Raw genomic sequence first — 16,586 nt, forward strand, 5'->3', positions numbered from 1 at the left:
CCGCACGGCCATCCGTTCTGTCTCTTCCTTCCCGGCGCCTGAACGTCAGCGGACCGGCTTCAGGGCGGTGACGAGCCCTCCCGGTCCTCAATCGCCTTGCGGACATCCGGCCGGCAGGCACCGAGGCTCGTTCGACCGTGCACTGCAGGCTCCGGGCTCCGGGCTCAATTCCCCACGCCGAGGTCGGACATGAACGCGGAGGGATACCGGTCGCCCCGCGCCGAGCCCGGCGGCACCGCCTTCTCGATCTCGGCCAGGTCATCCCCGGTGAGGTTCAGCTCCATCGCGGGCAGCGCCTCGGCCAGCCGCTCGCGTGTGCGGGCACCGACCAGTGGCACGATGCCCTCGCCCTGTGCGGCGACCCAGGCGATGGCCAGCTGGGCGACGGTGCACCCCTTTGACTCGGCGACCCGGCGCAGCGCCTCCACGAGCGCGAGGTTGTGCTCCACGTTCTCCCCGGAGAACCGCGGACTGGCGCCGCGGGCGTCACCGGGTCCCCCGGCCCGGCCGGCGGACCAGTGCCCGGAGATCAGGCCGCGGCCGAGGACGCCGTACGCGGTCAGGCCGATGCCGAGCTCCCGCAGCACGGGCAGAACCTCCGCCTCCACCGCACGGGAGATCAGCGAGTACTCGATCTGCAGGTCGGCGACGGGGTGCACCGCATGGGCCCGCCTGACCGTCGCCGCATCGACCTCCGAGAGGCCGAGGTGGCGCACGTACCCGGCATCGATCATCTCCTTGATCGCGCCCACCGTCTCCTCGACCGGGACCGCAGGGTCCAGCCGGGCGGGGCGGTAGATGTCGATGTGGTCGGTGCCCAGCCGGGTCAGCGAATAGGCCAGGAAGTTCTTCACCGCCTCGGGGCGGCCGTCATGCCCGCCGAACTGCGGGCCCGGCCCGCGCAGCATGCCGAACTTGACGCTCAACCGGTAGCTGTCCCGGTCCCGGCCACGCAGGGCCTCTGCGAGCAGCAGCTCGTTGTGGCCCATGGCGTAGAAGTCGCCTGTGTCGAACAGCGTGACACCGGCCTCCAGCGCGGCGTGCACGGTGGCGATGCTCTCCGCGCGATCGGTCTCGCCGTAGGCGCCCGACATGCCCATCGCCCCCAGACCCAGCGCGGAGACGGCCGGGCCGGTGCTTCCCAGGGTTCGTGTCTTCATCTCGTTCTCCTCAGTCGTCGATCTGCCATCCACCCTGCGCCCGTGCTGCGGCTTGCGGGAGCGGAGCGTTCATCATGGGAGAGCCGCTCCCTGGCTCGGTCTGCCCCCGCGAGGGACGATGGAGTCATGCAACGCGACCAGCTCGCCGACTTCCTGCGCCGCCGCCGAGAGGCGATACGCCCGGCCGAGGCCGGCATCCCCGACGGCCCCCGGCGCCGCACCAGCGGGCTGCGCCGGGAAGAAGTGGCGATGCTCGCGGGAATGTCGGTGGACTACGTCGTCCGTCTTGAGCAGGGCCGCAGCAGCCAGCCCTCGGTCCAGCTGCTCGGCGCGCTGGCGCGGGCGCTGCGGCTCTCCGACGACGAGCGGGACCACCTGTTCCATCTGGCCGGTCACCAGCCGCCACCTGCCGACGGGGTGGCCCGCCTGGCCCGCGCCGGTCTGGTGCGGATGATCGACCTGCTCGGCGACACCCCGGCCCTGGTCCTGTCCGACCTGGGGGAAGTGCTCGCCCAGAACCGGGCGTCCCTCCTGCTGACGGGCGACCAGACCGGCTTCTCCGGCGACCGGCGCTACGCCGCGCACCGCTGGTTCACCGACCCCGCCGCCCGCGCCGTCTGCCCTCCCGAGGAGCAGGAGTACCACGCCCGCCGGCTCGTCGCCGACCTGCGCGCGGCCGCCGGCCGCCGCTCCCACGACCCCACGGTGACCGGACTCGTCGAGCGGCTGCGGGCCGCGAGCCCGGACTTCGACCGGCTCTGGACGGAGCACGAGGTGGCGGTGCGGCGTGCCGACCGCAAGACCTTCCTGAACCCACGGGTGGGCCGTCTGCTGATGGACTGCGAAACCCTGGTCACGCCCGACCACGGCCAGCAACTGCTGGTACTCACCCCGGCCGACGCGGAGACCCGCGAGCGGCTTGAGCTGCTGCGCGTGCTCGGCGTCCAGGAATTCACCGCTGGGCCGGCGGACACGCCCGTGCCGTGAGCCGGCCCCCGTCCGGCGCCGGCTGTCGGCCCCGAAGGAGCCGTCGACCCTCAGGAACTGGTCGCAGCCCTCATCACCCTCACGTGCGCCACGGTCACGCTCCGCCCCTGGTGCGAGCCTGCGCTCCCGCCTCCGGCCCCCTTCGCACAAAAATTGCGTCCTACCCCTTCTGCGTACCGACTGGTCGGTACTAGCCTCGCGCCGGCGGGCACGCACTGCGGCGTGCCGTTGAACAGCACTGGGAGGCAAGGTGTCGATTTCGCCACCGGCGGCGACGGAGCCGCGCACGGCCAGGAGGGCACCATCGGCACTGCGCGGGCTGGGTGCGCGACGGCTCGACCGCTATCCCGAACGCGGCGCACGGCACTGGTACCTGGTGATCGTCGTACTCGTCACGATCGTCCTCTATTACCAGCTGTACATCCAGTACGCGGTGTCGACCGCCATCATCAGCCAGTTCCACATGACGTTCCTGTACTTCGTGTACATCTCGGTGGCCGCCAACGCGGTGGGGGCGTTCTCCTCGCTGGTGGCCGGTCTCGCCGATCGCTGGGGCCGGGCCAACATCGTGGTCTACGGACTCCTGGTGGTCGGCCTGCTCACCACGTTCGCCCTGCCCAACGCGCCGGACAAGGTGAGCTACCTGCTCATCTACTCCGCCGTCGCGCTCGTCGAGGGCATGATCCTGGTGGCCACCCCCGCTCTCATCCGGGACTTCTCACCCCAGCTGGGCCGCGCCTCGGCCATGGGCTACTGGACCATGGGGCCGATCGTCGGCAGCCTCGTCGTCACGGCCGTCACCTCGCGCACCTACGGCGGCGGCACCACGTGGCAGGACGAGATCCGCTTCGCCGGTATCAGCGGTCTGGTCCTGTTCGTCGTCGCCCTGTTCGGGCTGCGCGAACTCGCCCCGGCCCTGCGCGATCAGATCATGGTGAGCCTGCGGGACCGTGCGCTGGTCGAGGCCCGCGCCAAGGGTATGGACACCGACTCCGCCCTCCGCGGTCAGTGGCGTCAGATGCTGCGCCTCGACGTCGTCGGGTCGGCGGTCGCGATCAGCCTGTATCTGCTTCTGTACTACGCCGCCGTCGGGAATTTCGTCGTCTACTTCGCGACGGCCTTCGGCTACTCGGCACAGCGCGCGAATGCCCTCCTGAACTGGTACTGGGGAGCGAACGCGATCACGCTCGTCCTGGCGGGAGTGGTCTCCGACCGGCTGCGTGTGCGCAAGCCGTTCATGCTGGTGGGCGGTCTCGGGTCCATCGGCTTCACCCTGTGGTTCACCCTGCGTGCCACGGAACCCCACACCGGGTACTACACCTTCGCGCTGATCGTGGCGGGCATCGGCGTGACCAGTGGCATCGCCTACTCCCCGTGGATGGCGGGCTTCACCGAGACGGTGGAACGGCACAACCCGGCCGCCACGGCGATGGGGCTCGCCATCTGGGGCTGGACCGTCCGCATCACGGTGGCCCTGTCCGCTGCCTTCGTACCGCTCGTGGTGAACACCGTGACCCCGCTCATCGAGTACGGGCCGGCCGTTGAACAGGCCTCCGTCCAAGCCGCACCGGCACTGGCGGTAACCAAAGCACATCCCAGGCTCTTCGCCGAACTCGACGCGTACGCACCGGACAAGGTGCCGGCCGCGCTGCTCTCCCGCGCGGAGAAGGAAGTCGGCGCCGAGCAGTTGCGTACGGTACAGAAGGCGGCGCCGCAGCTGAAGATCCTGCGTGAGCACGGCACGGAGGTGCAGCAGGCCAGTGCTGACAATCCGGGCAAGTGGCAGACCTGGTGGTGGGTGTGTCTGGGCGGGCAGGTGCTGTTCCTGCCGTTCGTCTTCGTCATGTCGGGCCGATGGCGGCCGCGTGACGCCCGGCACGACCTCCAGGTACACGAGGAGGCCGTCGCCAGGAAGTTCGCCGAGATGAAGCCGGACCCCCAGGAAGGACAGACCGCATGACGACGCCGACCCGGCTGCACGAACTCACCGCGCTCGAACAGGCCGCCGCAGTACGGAAGGGCGAGGTCTCCCCACTGGATCTCGTACGTCACCACCTCGCGCGCGTGGAACAGTACGACGGGGACTTCGGCGCCTTCCTGACGGGCACGCCCGAGGCGGCACTCTCCGAGGCCGCCGCTCTCCCGGCGCGACAACCCGCGGACCGGTCGGCGCTGTTCGGTGTGCCGACCGCCGTCAAAGACCTCGTCGACACGGCCGGGATACCGACCACGTACGGATCGAAGGCCTTCGCCGGTCATGTCCCCGATGTGGACGCCCACAGCGTGACCCGGCTGCGCGCGGCCGGCACCATCAGTTTGGGCAAGAGCAACACCCCCGAATTCGGATGCTGTTGCTACACGGACAATGATCTCGTGGGCCCGGCCCGGAATCCCTGGGACCCGGCGCTCTCCGCAGGAGGGTCGAGCGGCGGTGCCGCGGTGGCCGTGGCACTCGGCCTGGTCCCGGTCGCGCATGCCAGTGACGGCGGCGGTTCCATCCGGATCCCGGCGAGCATTTGCGGACTCGTCGGTATCAAGCCCTCGCGGGGCCGGGTCAGTTCGGGGCCGTTCGGCGCCGAGGTCACAGGCCTCGCCGTGCAGGGTCCGCTGGCCCGGTCGGTGCGTGACGCGGCGGCCCTGCTCGATGTGCTGGCCGGGCCGGAACCGGGCGATCCGCACTGGGCGCCCCCGCTGCCGGCCGGCGAGTCGTTTCTCGGCCATGCCGGGCGGGCACCCGGACGACTGCGCATCGGCCGGTACGCGACACCGGCCGCCGATGGCATCACCGTGGACCCGGCATGCCTGGACGCCTGGGAACAGGCCTCTCAGCTGCTGGAAAGCCTGGGCCACACCGTGGAGGACATACCCACCCCCTTCGGCCCCGAGATCTCCGCGCATTTCGTGACCGCGTGGGGCGTGCAGTCCCTCGGACGCCCGCTGGAGGCCGAGCGGGAGACCCTTCTTCGGCCGGTGACGCGGGCCTGGCGGGAGTACGGGCGCGGGGTGTCGGGTGAGCAATTCGCCGCGGCCGTCACGGCAATGCACAGTGCGGCGCGGCGTGCGATCCGTGCGACACAGCAGTACGACGCCGTGCTCACTCCGACCCTCGCGACACTCCCGCAGAGCGTCGAGTTCTTCGACGAGTCGGGAGACCCCCTGGTGAACCTTTACAGGCAGAGCGCTTTCAGTGCGTTCACCAGTCCGTACAACATGACGGGCCAGCCGGCCGTCAGCCTTCCGCTGCACTGGACCGAAGGTGACCGTATTCCGGTCGGCGTCCAGCTCGTGGGACGCCCTGCCGACGAGGCCACGCTGATCGCTCTGAGCGCCCAGGTGGAGGAGGCGAGCCCCTGGCGAGACCGGTACGCACGCCTCTTGACGGATCCGGCCGTCGACGTTCGCCGAACCCGGGACTGAGCCCGGACAGGCACAAGGACGACGGACAGTGCGCGGGCGCTGCGGCGGGGCCGAACCGGGCCCGGGTGGCTTTTCCGGCCCCTTCCGGGCCCGGCCGGGGTCTTTCGGAGTGTTTCACGCCCGGCCGGGTCCGGCGTCGCGCAGAGTACTGGGTATGACGACACCCGCCGAGCTGCTTCGCTCCTTCGCCCGCACCCGTGCCTCGCTCGACGGCGAGGAAGTCACGTACTGGTGGTCGGGAGACGTGTACTCCTGGTCCCCCGACCAGCCCTACCAGCGCGTCTTCGGCTTCGAGGGCATCAACGTCTCCCGGCTCGTCCAGGACACAGACGCAGGGCCGGACGCCTACCAACTGCTCACCAGGGAGGCCGCCTTCTACCTGGACCCCGTGAGTCGCGAGATCCTGGAGACCTGGCAGGACCTGCCGGTGGTACACGTCTGGAACGACCCGGCGAACCAGAAGTGGCGCCCCTTCCCGATCCCGACGACCGAGCTGGGCGGACAGGTCTGCTTCAGCCTGGAGATCCCGCTGTCCTACCCCTCGCCGCTGCCTGTGGCGCAGTACCCTCTCCACTCGGCCGGCGACACCTACAAGGCCCTGGAACTCTTCCAGTTCTTCGCCGACCGCTCCGATCTGTCCGGCCCGTCGCCCAGCGTCCCGGCCACCATGTCCTGGACCCGGATGTCCCCGTGGCTCCCATGGATGGCCCGCGGGCAGGCGCCCGGCGGCCTCACTTTCCACTGCCGGGGCCGCAAGCTCGGCTCGTACGCCGAGGTCCCGGAGCGCACACGTGCCTATGTCACCGACCACCAACCGGAGTTCGCCCGGGCCCCGGAGAAGTGGAGCGAGCCGAACGAGACGAGCTGGACGTACTTCCGCAAGCTCAATCCGCCAGCATAGCCGAAGCCACCGCCAAGTTGTAGCCTCTGCGCGGGGCGGCCCACGCGGCTGGCCCCGTGCGCCGTCCTGCCCGCCTCGATCAGCTCCCCGTTCTCGGCGCGGCACCCGGTATCCCAGGTTCTGCAATGACAGACGGTTCAACTCCATCCTGACAACGATGTCATGGCGGGTGGTCGCCCCGGTCGCCGTCAGCGCATCCGTCCGGAAATCACTCAGCCCCGACCGACGAAAGAAGGTTGCATGAGTTCGCACGCGAGGAGCAGACACAGAGCCGCGGTGATCGCGGTATCGCTGCTGGCCCTGTTGACGGGTGTCCGCTCCGCCGGCGCCACGGCTGTCGCCGACGAGGCTCCGGGCCCGGGCGGTTACTGGTCCACCTCGTACGAGGCCGGTGCACCCCAGCCCGCAGGGTTCCCCGCCTACCGCGCCGCAACCGGCCTGCGGGGCGAGACCACCGAGGTCAGCACGACGGTGACGTCGGTGACCTCCAACCGGCCGAACGACGCGAGCGCCACCGAACACGTCACGGGCCTGGCTGACAACGACAGTTCCACCAAGTGGTACGCGAGCGGCAGTGGCCGGCCGACGGCCGAGCACCCCGTGTACGCGATCTACACCCTCGACTCCCCCGCCCCGGTAACTGGTTACTCCCTCACCGCGGCCAATGACGCGGCCCCACGCGACCCGCGGGCCTGGACGGTGCTCGGCAGCAACCGCGCATCCGCCGCCTCCGATGCCGACGACCCGTCCTGGACCGAACTCGGCACCGAGAAGAACCAGGAATTCGGTGAACGCAACCAGACGGACTTCTACTCCGTCCACGCCCCCGGCAGCTACCGCTACTACCAGCTGCGGGTGACCGAGAACTGCGCCGAGCACTGCACCGGGGAATCGTCCGACCACACGAAGTTCCAGCTCGCCGACTGGACGCTGCGCAGCAACGCCGGCTCCCGGCCCTCCGCGCTGGGCCTGTCCGTGGAGGACGCGCAGTCCGTCGGCGCAGCGGCCGGCAAGGGCGCGCTCCGGTACGCGGCGCGGGTGCTGAAGTCCGGTGCCGCCTCCTCCACCGTGGTCATGAGGTCCGGACTCGACATCCCGCTGGGCGCGGACTCGACGCTGAGCTACGCGATCCGCCCGGGGGACGACGCCTCCGCGCATGCCACCGTCGACATGGTCTACACCGACGCCGACGGGCGTCACGCCCGGCGGCTGCACGCGCGCCCCTTGCTCCGCGGCATCGACGGGCGTCCCGCCGGCACGGCGGCGCGTTCATCGTCGCCGAAGCCCGGCGCCTGGAACACCATGTCGGTCGACCTCGGCTCTCTCACGGGCAAGCGGATCACCGAGGTGCTGCTCGACTACGACAATCCGGCCGCGAAGGCCGGCGCCGCGGTCTCCGGATGGGTCGACGCCGTCGAGCTCGGCAGACAGGCGGCCGACACGACCACCACCTGGAGCTACCTCGACGCACCGGATGCCGATCCGGCGCGCGGCGCGACGGACCGGACCGCGTGGACGCGACCGGATTTCGACACCGGTGGGGACCCGTGGAAGACCGCCACCGGCGCGTTCGGCGTCAAGGGTGACGGCACCGACCTGGGAGCGGGCTTCCCGGTGAGCACCAAGCTGAACCTCAAGAAGGGCGGGGCCCAGGACGACGACCTCGAGGCGTACTTCTTCCGCACGTCGTTCACGATGGACCGGGCGACCATCGACGCCATCACCGGGCTGGTCGGCACCATCGTCTACGACGACACCGCGACGGTCTACCTCAACGGCAAGCGTGTGGCGGGCTGGAACGACGACCGGATCACGCGGAACCTCCAGTACGAGACGCCGGACGGTGCCGCCGGCACGGGTGATCCGGCCGCCTCGACATTCGCGATTCCTGCGTCCTCCCTGCGGGCCGGTACCAACACGCTGGCGGTCGAGGTGCACCAGTGCAACGGCACCAGCTCGGACGCGTACTTCGGGATGCCGTCCCTGGCGCAGACCGACGCGTCACTGCCCTTCACCGACACCCAGCTGAACACCACCTACGCGTCGGACGTCCTGCCCACCACTCCCGACGGCAGCGACTACTTCACCCGGCTGCTGCACCCGTTCACCCAAGCCGAGAACACACCGAGCATCATGGGTGCCAACGCCGTCCTGCCGAAGGGGACGACCTACGACCAGCTGACGGCGCTCAACGACAAGACCGTCGTCGACATCAACAATGCCTACCAGGACGGCACCTCCCCCCAGGTGCGCAAGGCACTCGTCGACGGCGCGAACAGCCCGTACAAGACGATGGCGGACGGCCTGGGCGATGTGATCGGGCCGCTCTACACCAAGGCCCTCAGGAACGGCGAACTGCCCAAGACAAAGGAGCTGTTGAGCGGCCGGCTGGAGCACACGCCGACGTCGACGGCCGACTGGTACCAGACGGCCAAGAACAACTACCAGTACAAGCGGCCGTTCGTGCGCATGGGCTTCACGGACGACAGCGGTCTGATCAAGCCGTGGGACAGCGCGGGCGGCTACGCGGGACTGGAGGGTGACGGTTCGTTCCCGAGCGGCCACACCAGCCACGCCTACGCACAGGGCATCGTGATGGCCACGCTGCTGCCGCAGCTGGCACCACAGATCCTGGCCCGCACCTCGGAGTACGCCAACAACCGGATCGTGCTGGCCTTCCACTATCCGACCGACATCATGGGCGGCCGGATCGTCGGCGCGGACACCGCGCAGATGCGCTGGTCGGACCCGCGGTTCCGCACCCTGCTGGAGCAGGCCGGGGCCGAGCTGCGGTCCGTGCTGGCCCAGAAGTGCCACGAGTCCGGGGCGGGCGGCAGTCTGGCGAAGTGCGCTGCCGGCGGTAGCCCGTACCTCAGCACGGACAAGGCGTTGGGCGTGTTCCAGCAGCGCATGACCTACGGCTTCCCCAAGGTCGGCACCACCGGGCTCGATCCGTCCGTGCCCCAGGGCGCGGAGAGCCTGCTGATCAGCGCCTTCCCCGAGCTGACCGCTGCCCAGCGCCGTACTGTGCTGGCTGCCACCGAGATCCCTTCGGGATATGTGATGGACCAGGAGGACGGTACCGGCAGCTGGCAGCGACTGGACCTCGCGGCCGCGATGGCCGCGAAAGTCACCGTCGGACGGGACGGGTCGCTCACCGTCAACGGCGTCCCGGTGGATGCCGACGGTCTGCCGCGCCACCGCCCGGTCTCCGGGGGCAGCGAGTAGACAGCCGCGGTCCGGGCACCGGTTCACCGGTGCCCGGACCCACGTGGTGCCGACCGCATCCCTACCAGGTGACGGGCAGGGCGTGGAGGCCGTAGATGAGGGCGTCGTACTTGAAGGGGATCGCATCGAGGTCGTCGATGGCGCGGAGGGTGGGGATGCGGCGGAAGAGGGTGGGATAGAGGACCTGTAGCTCCATGCGCGCCAGGGGCTGGCCGATGCAGTGGTGGCTGCCGGCCCCGAACGCCTGGTGCAGGCGGGCGTTACGGGTGATGTCGAGGCGGTCCGGCTCGGGGAAGACCGAGGGGTCACGGTTGGCGAGTTCGCCGAGCAGAATGACGCCCTCTCCGGCGCGGATGGTACGGCCGGCGATCTCGATGTCCTCCAGGGCGGTGCGGCGGCGGCCGAGGTGGACGATGGAGAGGTAGCGCAGGAGTTCCTCGACGGCGTCTCGGACGACAGCGGGGTCGTCCGTGTCGCGGATCAGGGCGAGTTGGCCGGGGTGCTGCAGGAGCAGAAGCGTGCCCAGGCTGATCATGTTCGCGGTGGTCTCGTGTCCGCCCAGGAGGAGGAGCACGCCCATGGCGGCAGCCTCGCGCCGGCTGAGTTCGCCGCTCTCGATCTGCCCGCAGAGGCCGGAGAGGAGGTCGTCGCCCGGCTCGGTGAGTTTGCGGCCGACGAGCTCGTCGAGGTACGAGGCGAGGTTGGTGTGGGCCGTCGCGCGTTCCTGTGGGGAGGCAACGGCGGAGACGATGGTCTTGCTGTTGAACTGGAAGAACTCGTGGTCCTCGTAAGGGACTCCGAGGAGTTCCGAGATGACCAGGGAGGGGATCGGCAGGGCGAGGGACTGGACGAGATCTGCCGGTTTGGGCCCTTCGAGCATGGTGTCGATGAAGGCGTCAGCCATCTTCTGCACGCGGGGGCGCATCGCCTCGATCCGCTTGATGGTGAAGGTGCCGCTGATCATGCGGCGCAGCCGGGCGTGTTCGGGGTCGTCCATGCCGACGAAGCTCAGATCGGTGCCACCGCCATGAGTGTGCGCCGGGTCCACGGGGCTGGGGTAGCCCGGCCTGGCGAACTCCACACTCAGACGGGCGTCGGACAGCAACGCCTTCTGTTCGGCGTGCCCGGTCACGGCCCAGGGAGTGCTGCCGCCCCAGGAGCTGACCCGGGTGAGCGGCCCGTACTCGGTCAGCGCCCGCATGCCGGGCGAGGGGGCGAACGGGCATTCCGCGGAGCGCGGCGGGGGGAAGTCGGGGATGTCGACGGCGCTTGCTTCGGGGGTGGCGGGCGTGCTGGACATGGTCTCCTCCGGTGGGGCGGGACGACCGCCTCCGTCATCGGGCCGGCAGGCGTGTGGGGAGCAGTCGGTCTTGGGGCGACCGGGCGCGGGCCCGGCGGTGGCTCTCCGTCACCGCGGGGTGACGGCTTCGGGCCGGGGCGCGCGTGTGTACCGGTCGATGAGGTGGTGGCGGTGTTGGCGGGCCTGTTTGGGCATGTTCCAGCCGAGGACGGCGACGGGCCCGTCCTCGCCGTCTGCGTACTGCGCGACGAACCGGCCCTGCTCAAGGGCGCCTTCGACGATGTGCACGGTGGCCGTGGGTGTGGGCAGTCCGTAGACCTGGATCTTCACGCCGAGCTGGTCGGTCCAGAAGTACGGAACGGGGCTGTAGGGGCGGTCCTCGCCCAGGATGTTGGCCGCGACCAGCATGGACTGCTCAGTGGCGTTCGTTCGGTTCTCCAGGCGCAGGGGCCGGTCGAGGCCCTCGTGGTGGAAGCGGGCCACATCTCCTGTGGCGTAGATGCCGTCGGCGGCTCGGCAGCGGGAGTCGCACACCACGCCGTCCTCCAGGAGCAGGCCGCTGCCGGCCAGCCAGTCGGTGGCAGGGGTGCTGCCGACCGCCGCGACGACGAGGTCGGCGGGGATGGCGTCACCGTCGGCCGGGCGGACGCCGGTGACGCGTCCATCGTCCGATTCCAGTCCTGCCACGAGGGTGCCCGGTCGGAGCTGAACCCCGTTCCGGGTGTGCAGCGCGGCGAGCAGCTGTGCGACGTCGTGTCCCAACTGCGCCCGCATCGGCGCGGTCTGCGGCCCGACAAGGGTCACGTCCGTTCCCATGAGGCGGGCGGTGGCGGCGATTTCGGCGCCGAGCACCCCGTCGCCGACGACCACGAGCCGTTCGGCCGCCCGGAGTTCCCTGCGCAGGTGCGCGGCGTCGTCAAGGGTCCGCAGGACGTGCACGCCCTCCGCCCCCGACAGGGAGGGCATTCTGCGCGCGTTCAGTCCGGTGGCCAGCACCACGGCTTCGGCTCGCAGCTCCGTTCCGCTCGTGGTCCGCACGGTGCGTGTGGCGGCATCGAGGGCCACTGCGCGCTCGCCGAGGACCAACTCCGCTTCCAGGGCGTCCAGTACGTCACGGGTGCGCAGATGCGTGCGCTCGGCCTCCCAGGTCCCGGCCAGTACCTGCTTGGACAGGGGCGGCCGGTCGTACGGTGCGCCCGGCTCCTCGCCGAGCAGTGTGATCCGGCCGCGGTAGCCCTTGCGGCGCAGGCTCTCCACGACGGTGAGACCTGCGGCGCCCGCCCCGACGACCAGTACGTCGGCCGGCGTGCTCACGTGTCCTCGCCGAGGTGAATGGCTGCGGCGGGGCAGACTGCGGCGGACTCGCGGACCTCCTCGTGCCGCTCGGCGGGGGGCGCGGCGTCGAGGAGGATCACGATCCCGTCCTCGTCGCGCTGGTCGAACACCTCCGGGGCGATCAGCACGCACTGGCCGGCGCCGCAGCACTTCTCCTCGTCCACAGTGATCTTCATGGTCCCTCTCCCTGTCGGGTCGATGCGGTTCCCGGTGGTCTTTCAGTGGCGGGTGATGGGCGCGGCGAGCAGCCCCACCAGCGCGTCCTCCAGCGCGTCGGCGGTTCGTTCCCAGGACGCACCGGGCTCGGCCAGGCCTTCGGCCATGGTCCGTTCGCGTTCCGCGCACGTGTGGGTGATGAGGTGGCGGGCCATCTCGGCGCGTGCGGGGCGGATCTCGGGGGGCACGATGTCGTACAGGCACCGGCCCAGGCCCTGGAGGGTGAGGCACAGGCTGTCCCGGGTGAGGGACTCGTCCTCCACCAGCGTCCGCATCAGCGGATCGGTCATCACCTGTACCGCGAACCGGGCGTGCCACGAGGGCACACCGAGGGCGGCATGGTGTTCGGTCACCGGGCGCAGCAGGCAGCGCACCCAGTCCCGCAGTTCGGTGCTGTCACCGGCGGCCTTCACGTAGCGCATGCGGATGACACCGACGTGCGTTCCGTGCTTGGCCATGATGGTGCGTACGAGCGTCGCCCTGCTGCCGAAGTGGTAGCTGACCGCGGTGTTGTTGCCCTGTCCGGCCGCCTCGCCGATCTGCCGGTTGGAGACGTTCGACAGCCCGTGCTCCGCGTAGAGGCGCTCGGCCGCCGTCATGATGGCCTCGCGTGTGCCGGCGCCACGGCCGCTGAGGGGCTGGGTTCTGTTCGTTCTGTTCACCATGTCACCGGTACCTCGCGCAGCGGGTTGGTGAGCATGCCCTCGTGACGTTGCAGGGCGTCGGCGTCCACGGCGAGCCGGAGCTGCGGAAGGCGGCGCAGCAGCACACCGAGCACGGCCTGCAGTTCCGTGCGGGCCAGTGGCTGGCCCAGGCAGGAGTGCGGTCCGGCGCCGAACGTGAGATGTGGGTTGGGGGTGCGCCCGACGTCCATGAGGTCGGCCTGCTCCCAGGCGCGTTCGTCCCGGTTGGCCGCGGCCATGCTGCATACGACCGTTGTGCCGCGCGGGACGGTGCCGCCGGAGAGCTCGACGTCCTCGTGGGCGTAGCGCAGCATCCCGAAGCCGCTGCCGTTCGGGTCGAAGCGCAGCAGCTCCTCCACGGCGGAGCGGATCAGCGTCGGGTCCTCGACCAGTCGCTCCCAGCGGCTGCGGACGGACAGCAGATGCGCCGTCATCATGGCGATGAACCCGGCCGTCGTCTCGTGGCCGGCCAGCAGCAGGGCCTGGCCGGTGGCCACCAGGCCCGCCTCGGACATCGGTTCGCCCTCGGTGTCCTCCGCGTCCATGAGCCGGCTGAGGAGGTCGTCCCCGGGCGCTTCGCGTTTGCCGGCGATGAGGGCCGACATGTAGCCGGCGAAGTCCCGGTGTGCGGCTTCGGTCTCCTCGCGGGTGTACTTCGTCATGTTGAGGAAGGTGTCGGACCACGCCTTGAAGCGGTCCCGGTCGCTCTCGGGCACCCCGAGCATCGTGCAGATGACGTAGACCGGCAGGGGGAGGGCGAGATGGCTGACCACGTCTGCGGGGCCGCCGTGTTCGATCATGGTGTCGACGAGCCGGTCGGTCATCTCTTCCATGCGCGGTTTCAGCGCCGCCATCCGTTTCGCGGTGAACCACTTGCCCACCATCCGGCGCCAGCGTTCGTGACCCTCGTCGTTCAGGGTCCGTGCCATCGGGCTGCTGAAGATGCCTTCGGCGTCACCGGCCGTGATCCGCGCGGCGTCCGGACGGGCGAGGCCCTCACGGGTGAGCCGGGGATCGGCCAGGGCGGTGCGTACGTCGTCGTAGCGAGTCAGCAGCACCGCAGGGTCGCCGCTCGGAAAGGTCACGTCCGCCACCGGGCACTTCTTCCGGAGTTCGGCCCACTCCCCCGGCGGCTCCAGGGCCGTTGGAGAGACGACCGGGTAGTCCAGCGGACCTGAATCCTGTGTCTCGCTCATGCCAGCCTCCTTGAGTCCGGGTTCTCGATCACTAGACACCAGGCCTCGAACTAAATCAATCGACTGACTTAATCGAGGTGGCAGGGTGACCGGAAAACATGTGCGGGGAGGCCCTGAGACGCACTGTTCAGATGGCGCAGAAGCGTGGTGTCCGGCAGCCGCGACGGCTGCCGGACCGTCAGCGAATCAGGTGACTGCCGCTCACGTCGCGTAGACCTTGAGGCCGGAGAGCTGCACGGGCGCTAATAGCCGTGAAGGTCAGCCGCACATAGCGGGTGGTGGAGGCCGACGGCAGGGCGAGGGTGGCGGAGTTGCCGCTCCCCGGGTCGAACCGGCCGCCCGACGCGGCGAGCGGCCGGCCGGAGGCGGCACTGTCGGTTCCGCCGTCGACCACGACCGTCCGGGCACGGGAGTCCCGGCTGCTGGACGGCGGCGGCGTGAGCACGATCCGCCGGACTACGGGACAGCCCTTGGGCCGGATCGACCGGGATCCACTGCGGGAAGGCGCCGTTCGCCGACTCCCCGTAGCCGTCCCGGTCGTCGTCCACCTCGTTACCCGAGCCGTAGGAGTGGGTGTGGCCCGCTCCCCAGCGTCGGCCGGTCGGTGGGCGTATCGACTCCCCCTGAGGTCGTCGGCGGGGTGGGGCGGCCATCGGTGAGGGCGATCTGCCCCTTGAGCATTCGCCCGCCGTCGCCGGTCAGCCGCAGGTAGTAGTCGGACGAGCATGCGGTGCCGTCCTCGTCCAGTGCCAGGAACCCCGAACCTGCCGGTGACCAGGCCTGGGACTCGGCGGTCTTGGCTATCTGGTTGCCCTCGTTGTACTCGTCGAACATCGATATGTAGATGCCCTGCACCCCGGCCCGGCACATGTTGTAGAACTGCCGCCACATGAAGTCGCCGTGCGCGCGCTGACGGCCCGAGACATCGCCGGGCAGCACGCATGGCTGGTAGTCGATGCCGTGATCGGCACAGTCCGCCTCGTCGCCGACCGTGTAGGTGGAGTAGGCGTGGTCGGAGTCACCCGCGTTGCCGATCGCGCCGACCATCCACGGAGAGAGCATGTGGAAGGCGTGGTAGACGTCCGTGTACCCGGTGCGCGTTCCCGCGCCGCCCGTACGCCACTCGCGCGGCACCCCTCCGATGACGTAACAGCCCTGCGCCTTGAACCAGTTGATGACGTCCAGGCACTCATCGACGGAGAACGGGTGGTTGGTGTCGTTGAAGCCGAAGCCCCAGATGCACACCACCGGGCGCCCGTTCTGCATGGCGTACTGCGGCGAGGCCGTGTGCGCCTTCATCTTGTCCGTCCAGTCGGCCTTGATCTCCGACTGCATGCCGGTCCAGCCGGTGACGTCGTACATCACGTAGAACTTCACGTCGTGCGCTTCGGCGGCGGACCGCACCTTCGTGGCCATCGCGTCGCGCGTCGGGCCCTCTCCGCCGGTCGGGTTGAAGCGCTGGAGCGCGGCGGTGTCGATTCCGTACTGCCGCATCCACAGGAAGTGGGTGTCGACGGTCTGCTGGTCGTAGGAGGAGAACAGCGTCGCGGGCTGCCCGTTGCCGAGGTTGTCGTAGCCCGTCGGGTAGCCGTGCGCGTACTCCCGCATGTCGGGCCAGCACTTGATGCCGGTGTTCGACGGGGACGGCGGCCGGCTCCAGTCCTGGGTCCAGTGCCACCAGCCGTTGATCGGGGCGCCGTCGCCGGTGCAGGCGAACCAGCCCTGATAGCCGACGGTGACCTTCCCCACCACGTCGCCCGGCGGGCTGCCTGCGGCCACCGCAGCCTTCGCGAGGGCGGTCTGCGTGCCGCCCATGACCGTCGCCGCGGTGACCGTGATCGCGGCTTGCGCAAATGTCCGGCGCGTGACACCCATCTGGAACTCCTCCGAATAGGCCAACTCCGGCCGTATGACGCCTGCTTGGGCAGACGGCGAGCCGGGGTTCTGCTGCGGGGATCGTAACGGCGGGGTTACATGCGAGCAATGATGCGCGCCAATAACGAAATATTTTGTGCAGCAGACGCAAGAAACGAATCATCTACGGGGAAGGAGCCACCACGGCTACGTGAGGGCGCTTCCAGGGCGCCGGGGCGGAGCACCGGCGCCCGTCTGCGATGCCCGGGGCGTGCCTGATCCCGGGCACCGTACGAGTCCGGCGGCCTC

Annotated in this window: 12 protein-coding genes; 5 read left to right on the forward strand and 7 right to left on the reverse strand. The window is 69.9% G+C overall.

Translation table 11 applies throughout. From position 1 onward, the window contains the following. Nucleotides 1-164: 164 nt before the first annotated feature. Nucleotides 165-1,160 carry an aldo/keto reductase gene (locus ACFVW8_RS15815; RefSeq protein ID WP_389690170.1) on the reverse strand — a complete coding sequence of 332 codons (996 nt, stop codon included), beginning with the start codon at nt 1,158-1,160 and terminating at the stop codon, nt 165-167. Nucleotides 1,161-1,286: 126 nt separating this feature from the next. Here ACFVW8_RS15815 and ACFVW8_RS15820 point away from each other — a divergent pair, with 126 nt between their 5' ends. From ACFVW8_RS15820 to ACFVW8_RS15840, 5 genes are all read left to right on the forward strand, one after another. Beyond that, nucleotides 1,287-2,147, forward strand: coding sequence for a helix-turn-helix transcriptional regulator (locus tag ACFVW8_RS15820; protein ID WP_389690172.1), 861 nt, complete (start codon nt 1,287-1,289; stop codon nt 2,145-2,147). A gap of 250 nt (nt 2,148-2,397) precedes the next feature. Then, a complete protein-coding gene (locus ACFVW8_RS15825) occupies nt 2,398-4,107 on the forward strand; it encodes an MFS transporter (RefSeq protein ID WP_389690174.1) in 1,710 nt (569 codons plus the stop codon). Further along, on the forward strand, nt 4,104-5,564 hold the full coding sequence (locus tag ACFVW8_RS15830) for an amidase (protein ID WP_389690176.1): 1,461 nt from the start codon (nt 4,104-4,106) through the stop codon (nt 5,562-5,564). Before ACFVW8_RS15825 ends, ACFVW8_RS15830 begins: the two co-directional genes overlap by 4 nt. Nucleotides 5,565-5,718: 154 nt before the next feature. Then, the gene (locus ACFVW8_RS15835; RefSeq protein ID WP_389690178.1) at nt 5,719-6,465 is read left to right on the forward strand and encodes a DUF1838 family protein; all 747 of its coding nucleotides are present in this window, start codon (nt 5,719-5,721) and stop codon (nt 6,463-6,465) included. Nucleotides 6,466-6,705: 240 nt separating this feature from the next. After that, on the forward strand, nt 6,706-9,693 hold the full coding sequence (locus ACFVW8_RS15840) for a phosphatase PAP2 family protein (protein WP_389690180.1): 2,988 nt from the start codon (nt 6,706-6,708) through the stop codon (nt 9,691-9,693). Nucleotides 9,694-9,754: 61 nt separating this feature from the next. On the opposite strand, the gene ACFVW8_RS15845 is transcribed toward ACFVW8_RS15840, so the two are convergent. The 6 genes from ACFVW8_RS15845 to ACFVW8_RS15870 form a co-directional block, all read right to left on the reverse strand. Next, a complete protein-coding gene (locus tag ACFVW8_RS15845) occupies nt 9,755-10,993 on the reverse strand; it encodes a cytochrome P450 (RefSeq protein WP_389690182.1) in 1,239 nt (412 codons plus the stop codon). A gap of 108 nt (nt 10,994-11,101) precedes the next feature. Next, nucleotides 11,102-12,307 (reverse strand): NAD(P)/FAD-dependent oxidoreductase, encoded by a 1,206-nt coding sequence (locus ACFVW8_RS15850; RefSeq protein WP_389690184.1) that lies wholly within the window; start codon nt 12,305-12,307, stop codon nt 11,102-11,104. Then, the gene (locus tag ACFVW8_RS15855) at nt 12,304-12,504 is read right to left on the reverse strand and encodes a ferredoxin (protein WP_389690186.1); all 201 of its coding nucleotides are present in this window, start codon (nt 12,502-12,504) and stop codon (nt 12,304-12,306) included. Before ACFVW8_RS15855 ends, ACFVW8_RS15850 begins: the two co-directional genes overlap by 4 nt. A 42-nt stretch (nt 12,505-12,546) precedes the next feature. Then, nucleotides 12,547-13,209: a TetR/AcrR family transcriptional regulator gene (locus ACFVW8_RS15860; RefSeq protein ID WP_389690188.1), complete on the reverse strand. Its 663-nt coding sequence runs from the start codon at nt 13,207-13,209 to the stop codon at nt 12,547-12,549. After that, nucleotides 13,203-14,423 carry a cytochrome P450 gene (locus ACFVW8_RS15865; protein WP_389690190.1) on the reverse strand — a complete coding sequence of 407 codons (1,221 nt, stop codon included), beginning with the start codon at nt 14,421-14,423 and terminating at the stop codon, nt 13,203-13,205. Before ACFVW8_RS15865 ends, ACFVW8_RS15860 begins: the two co-directional genes overlap by 7 nt. A gap of 552 nt (nt 14,424-14,975) precedes the next feature. Beyond that, nucleotides 14,976-16,298 carry a glycoside hydrolase family 71/99-like protein gene (locus ACFVW8_RS15870; RefSeq protein ID WP_389690192.1) on the reverse strand — a complete coding sequence of 441 codons (1,323 nt, stop codon included), beginning with the start codon at nt 16,296-16,298 and terminating at the stop codon, nt 14,976-14,978. Nucleotides 16,299-16,586 lie beyond the last annotated feature (288 nt).

This window comes from Streptomyces sp. NPDC058221, from assembly GCF_042882365.1.
Lineage (GTDB): Bacteria > Actinomycetota > Actinomycetes > Streptomycetales > Streptomycetaceae > Streptomyces.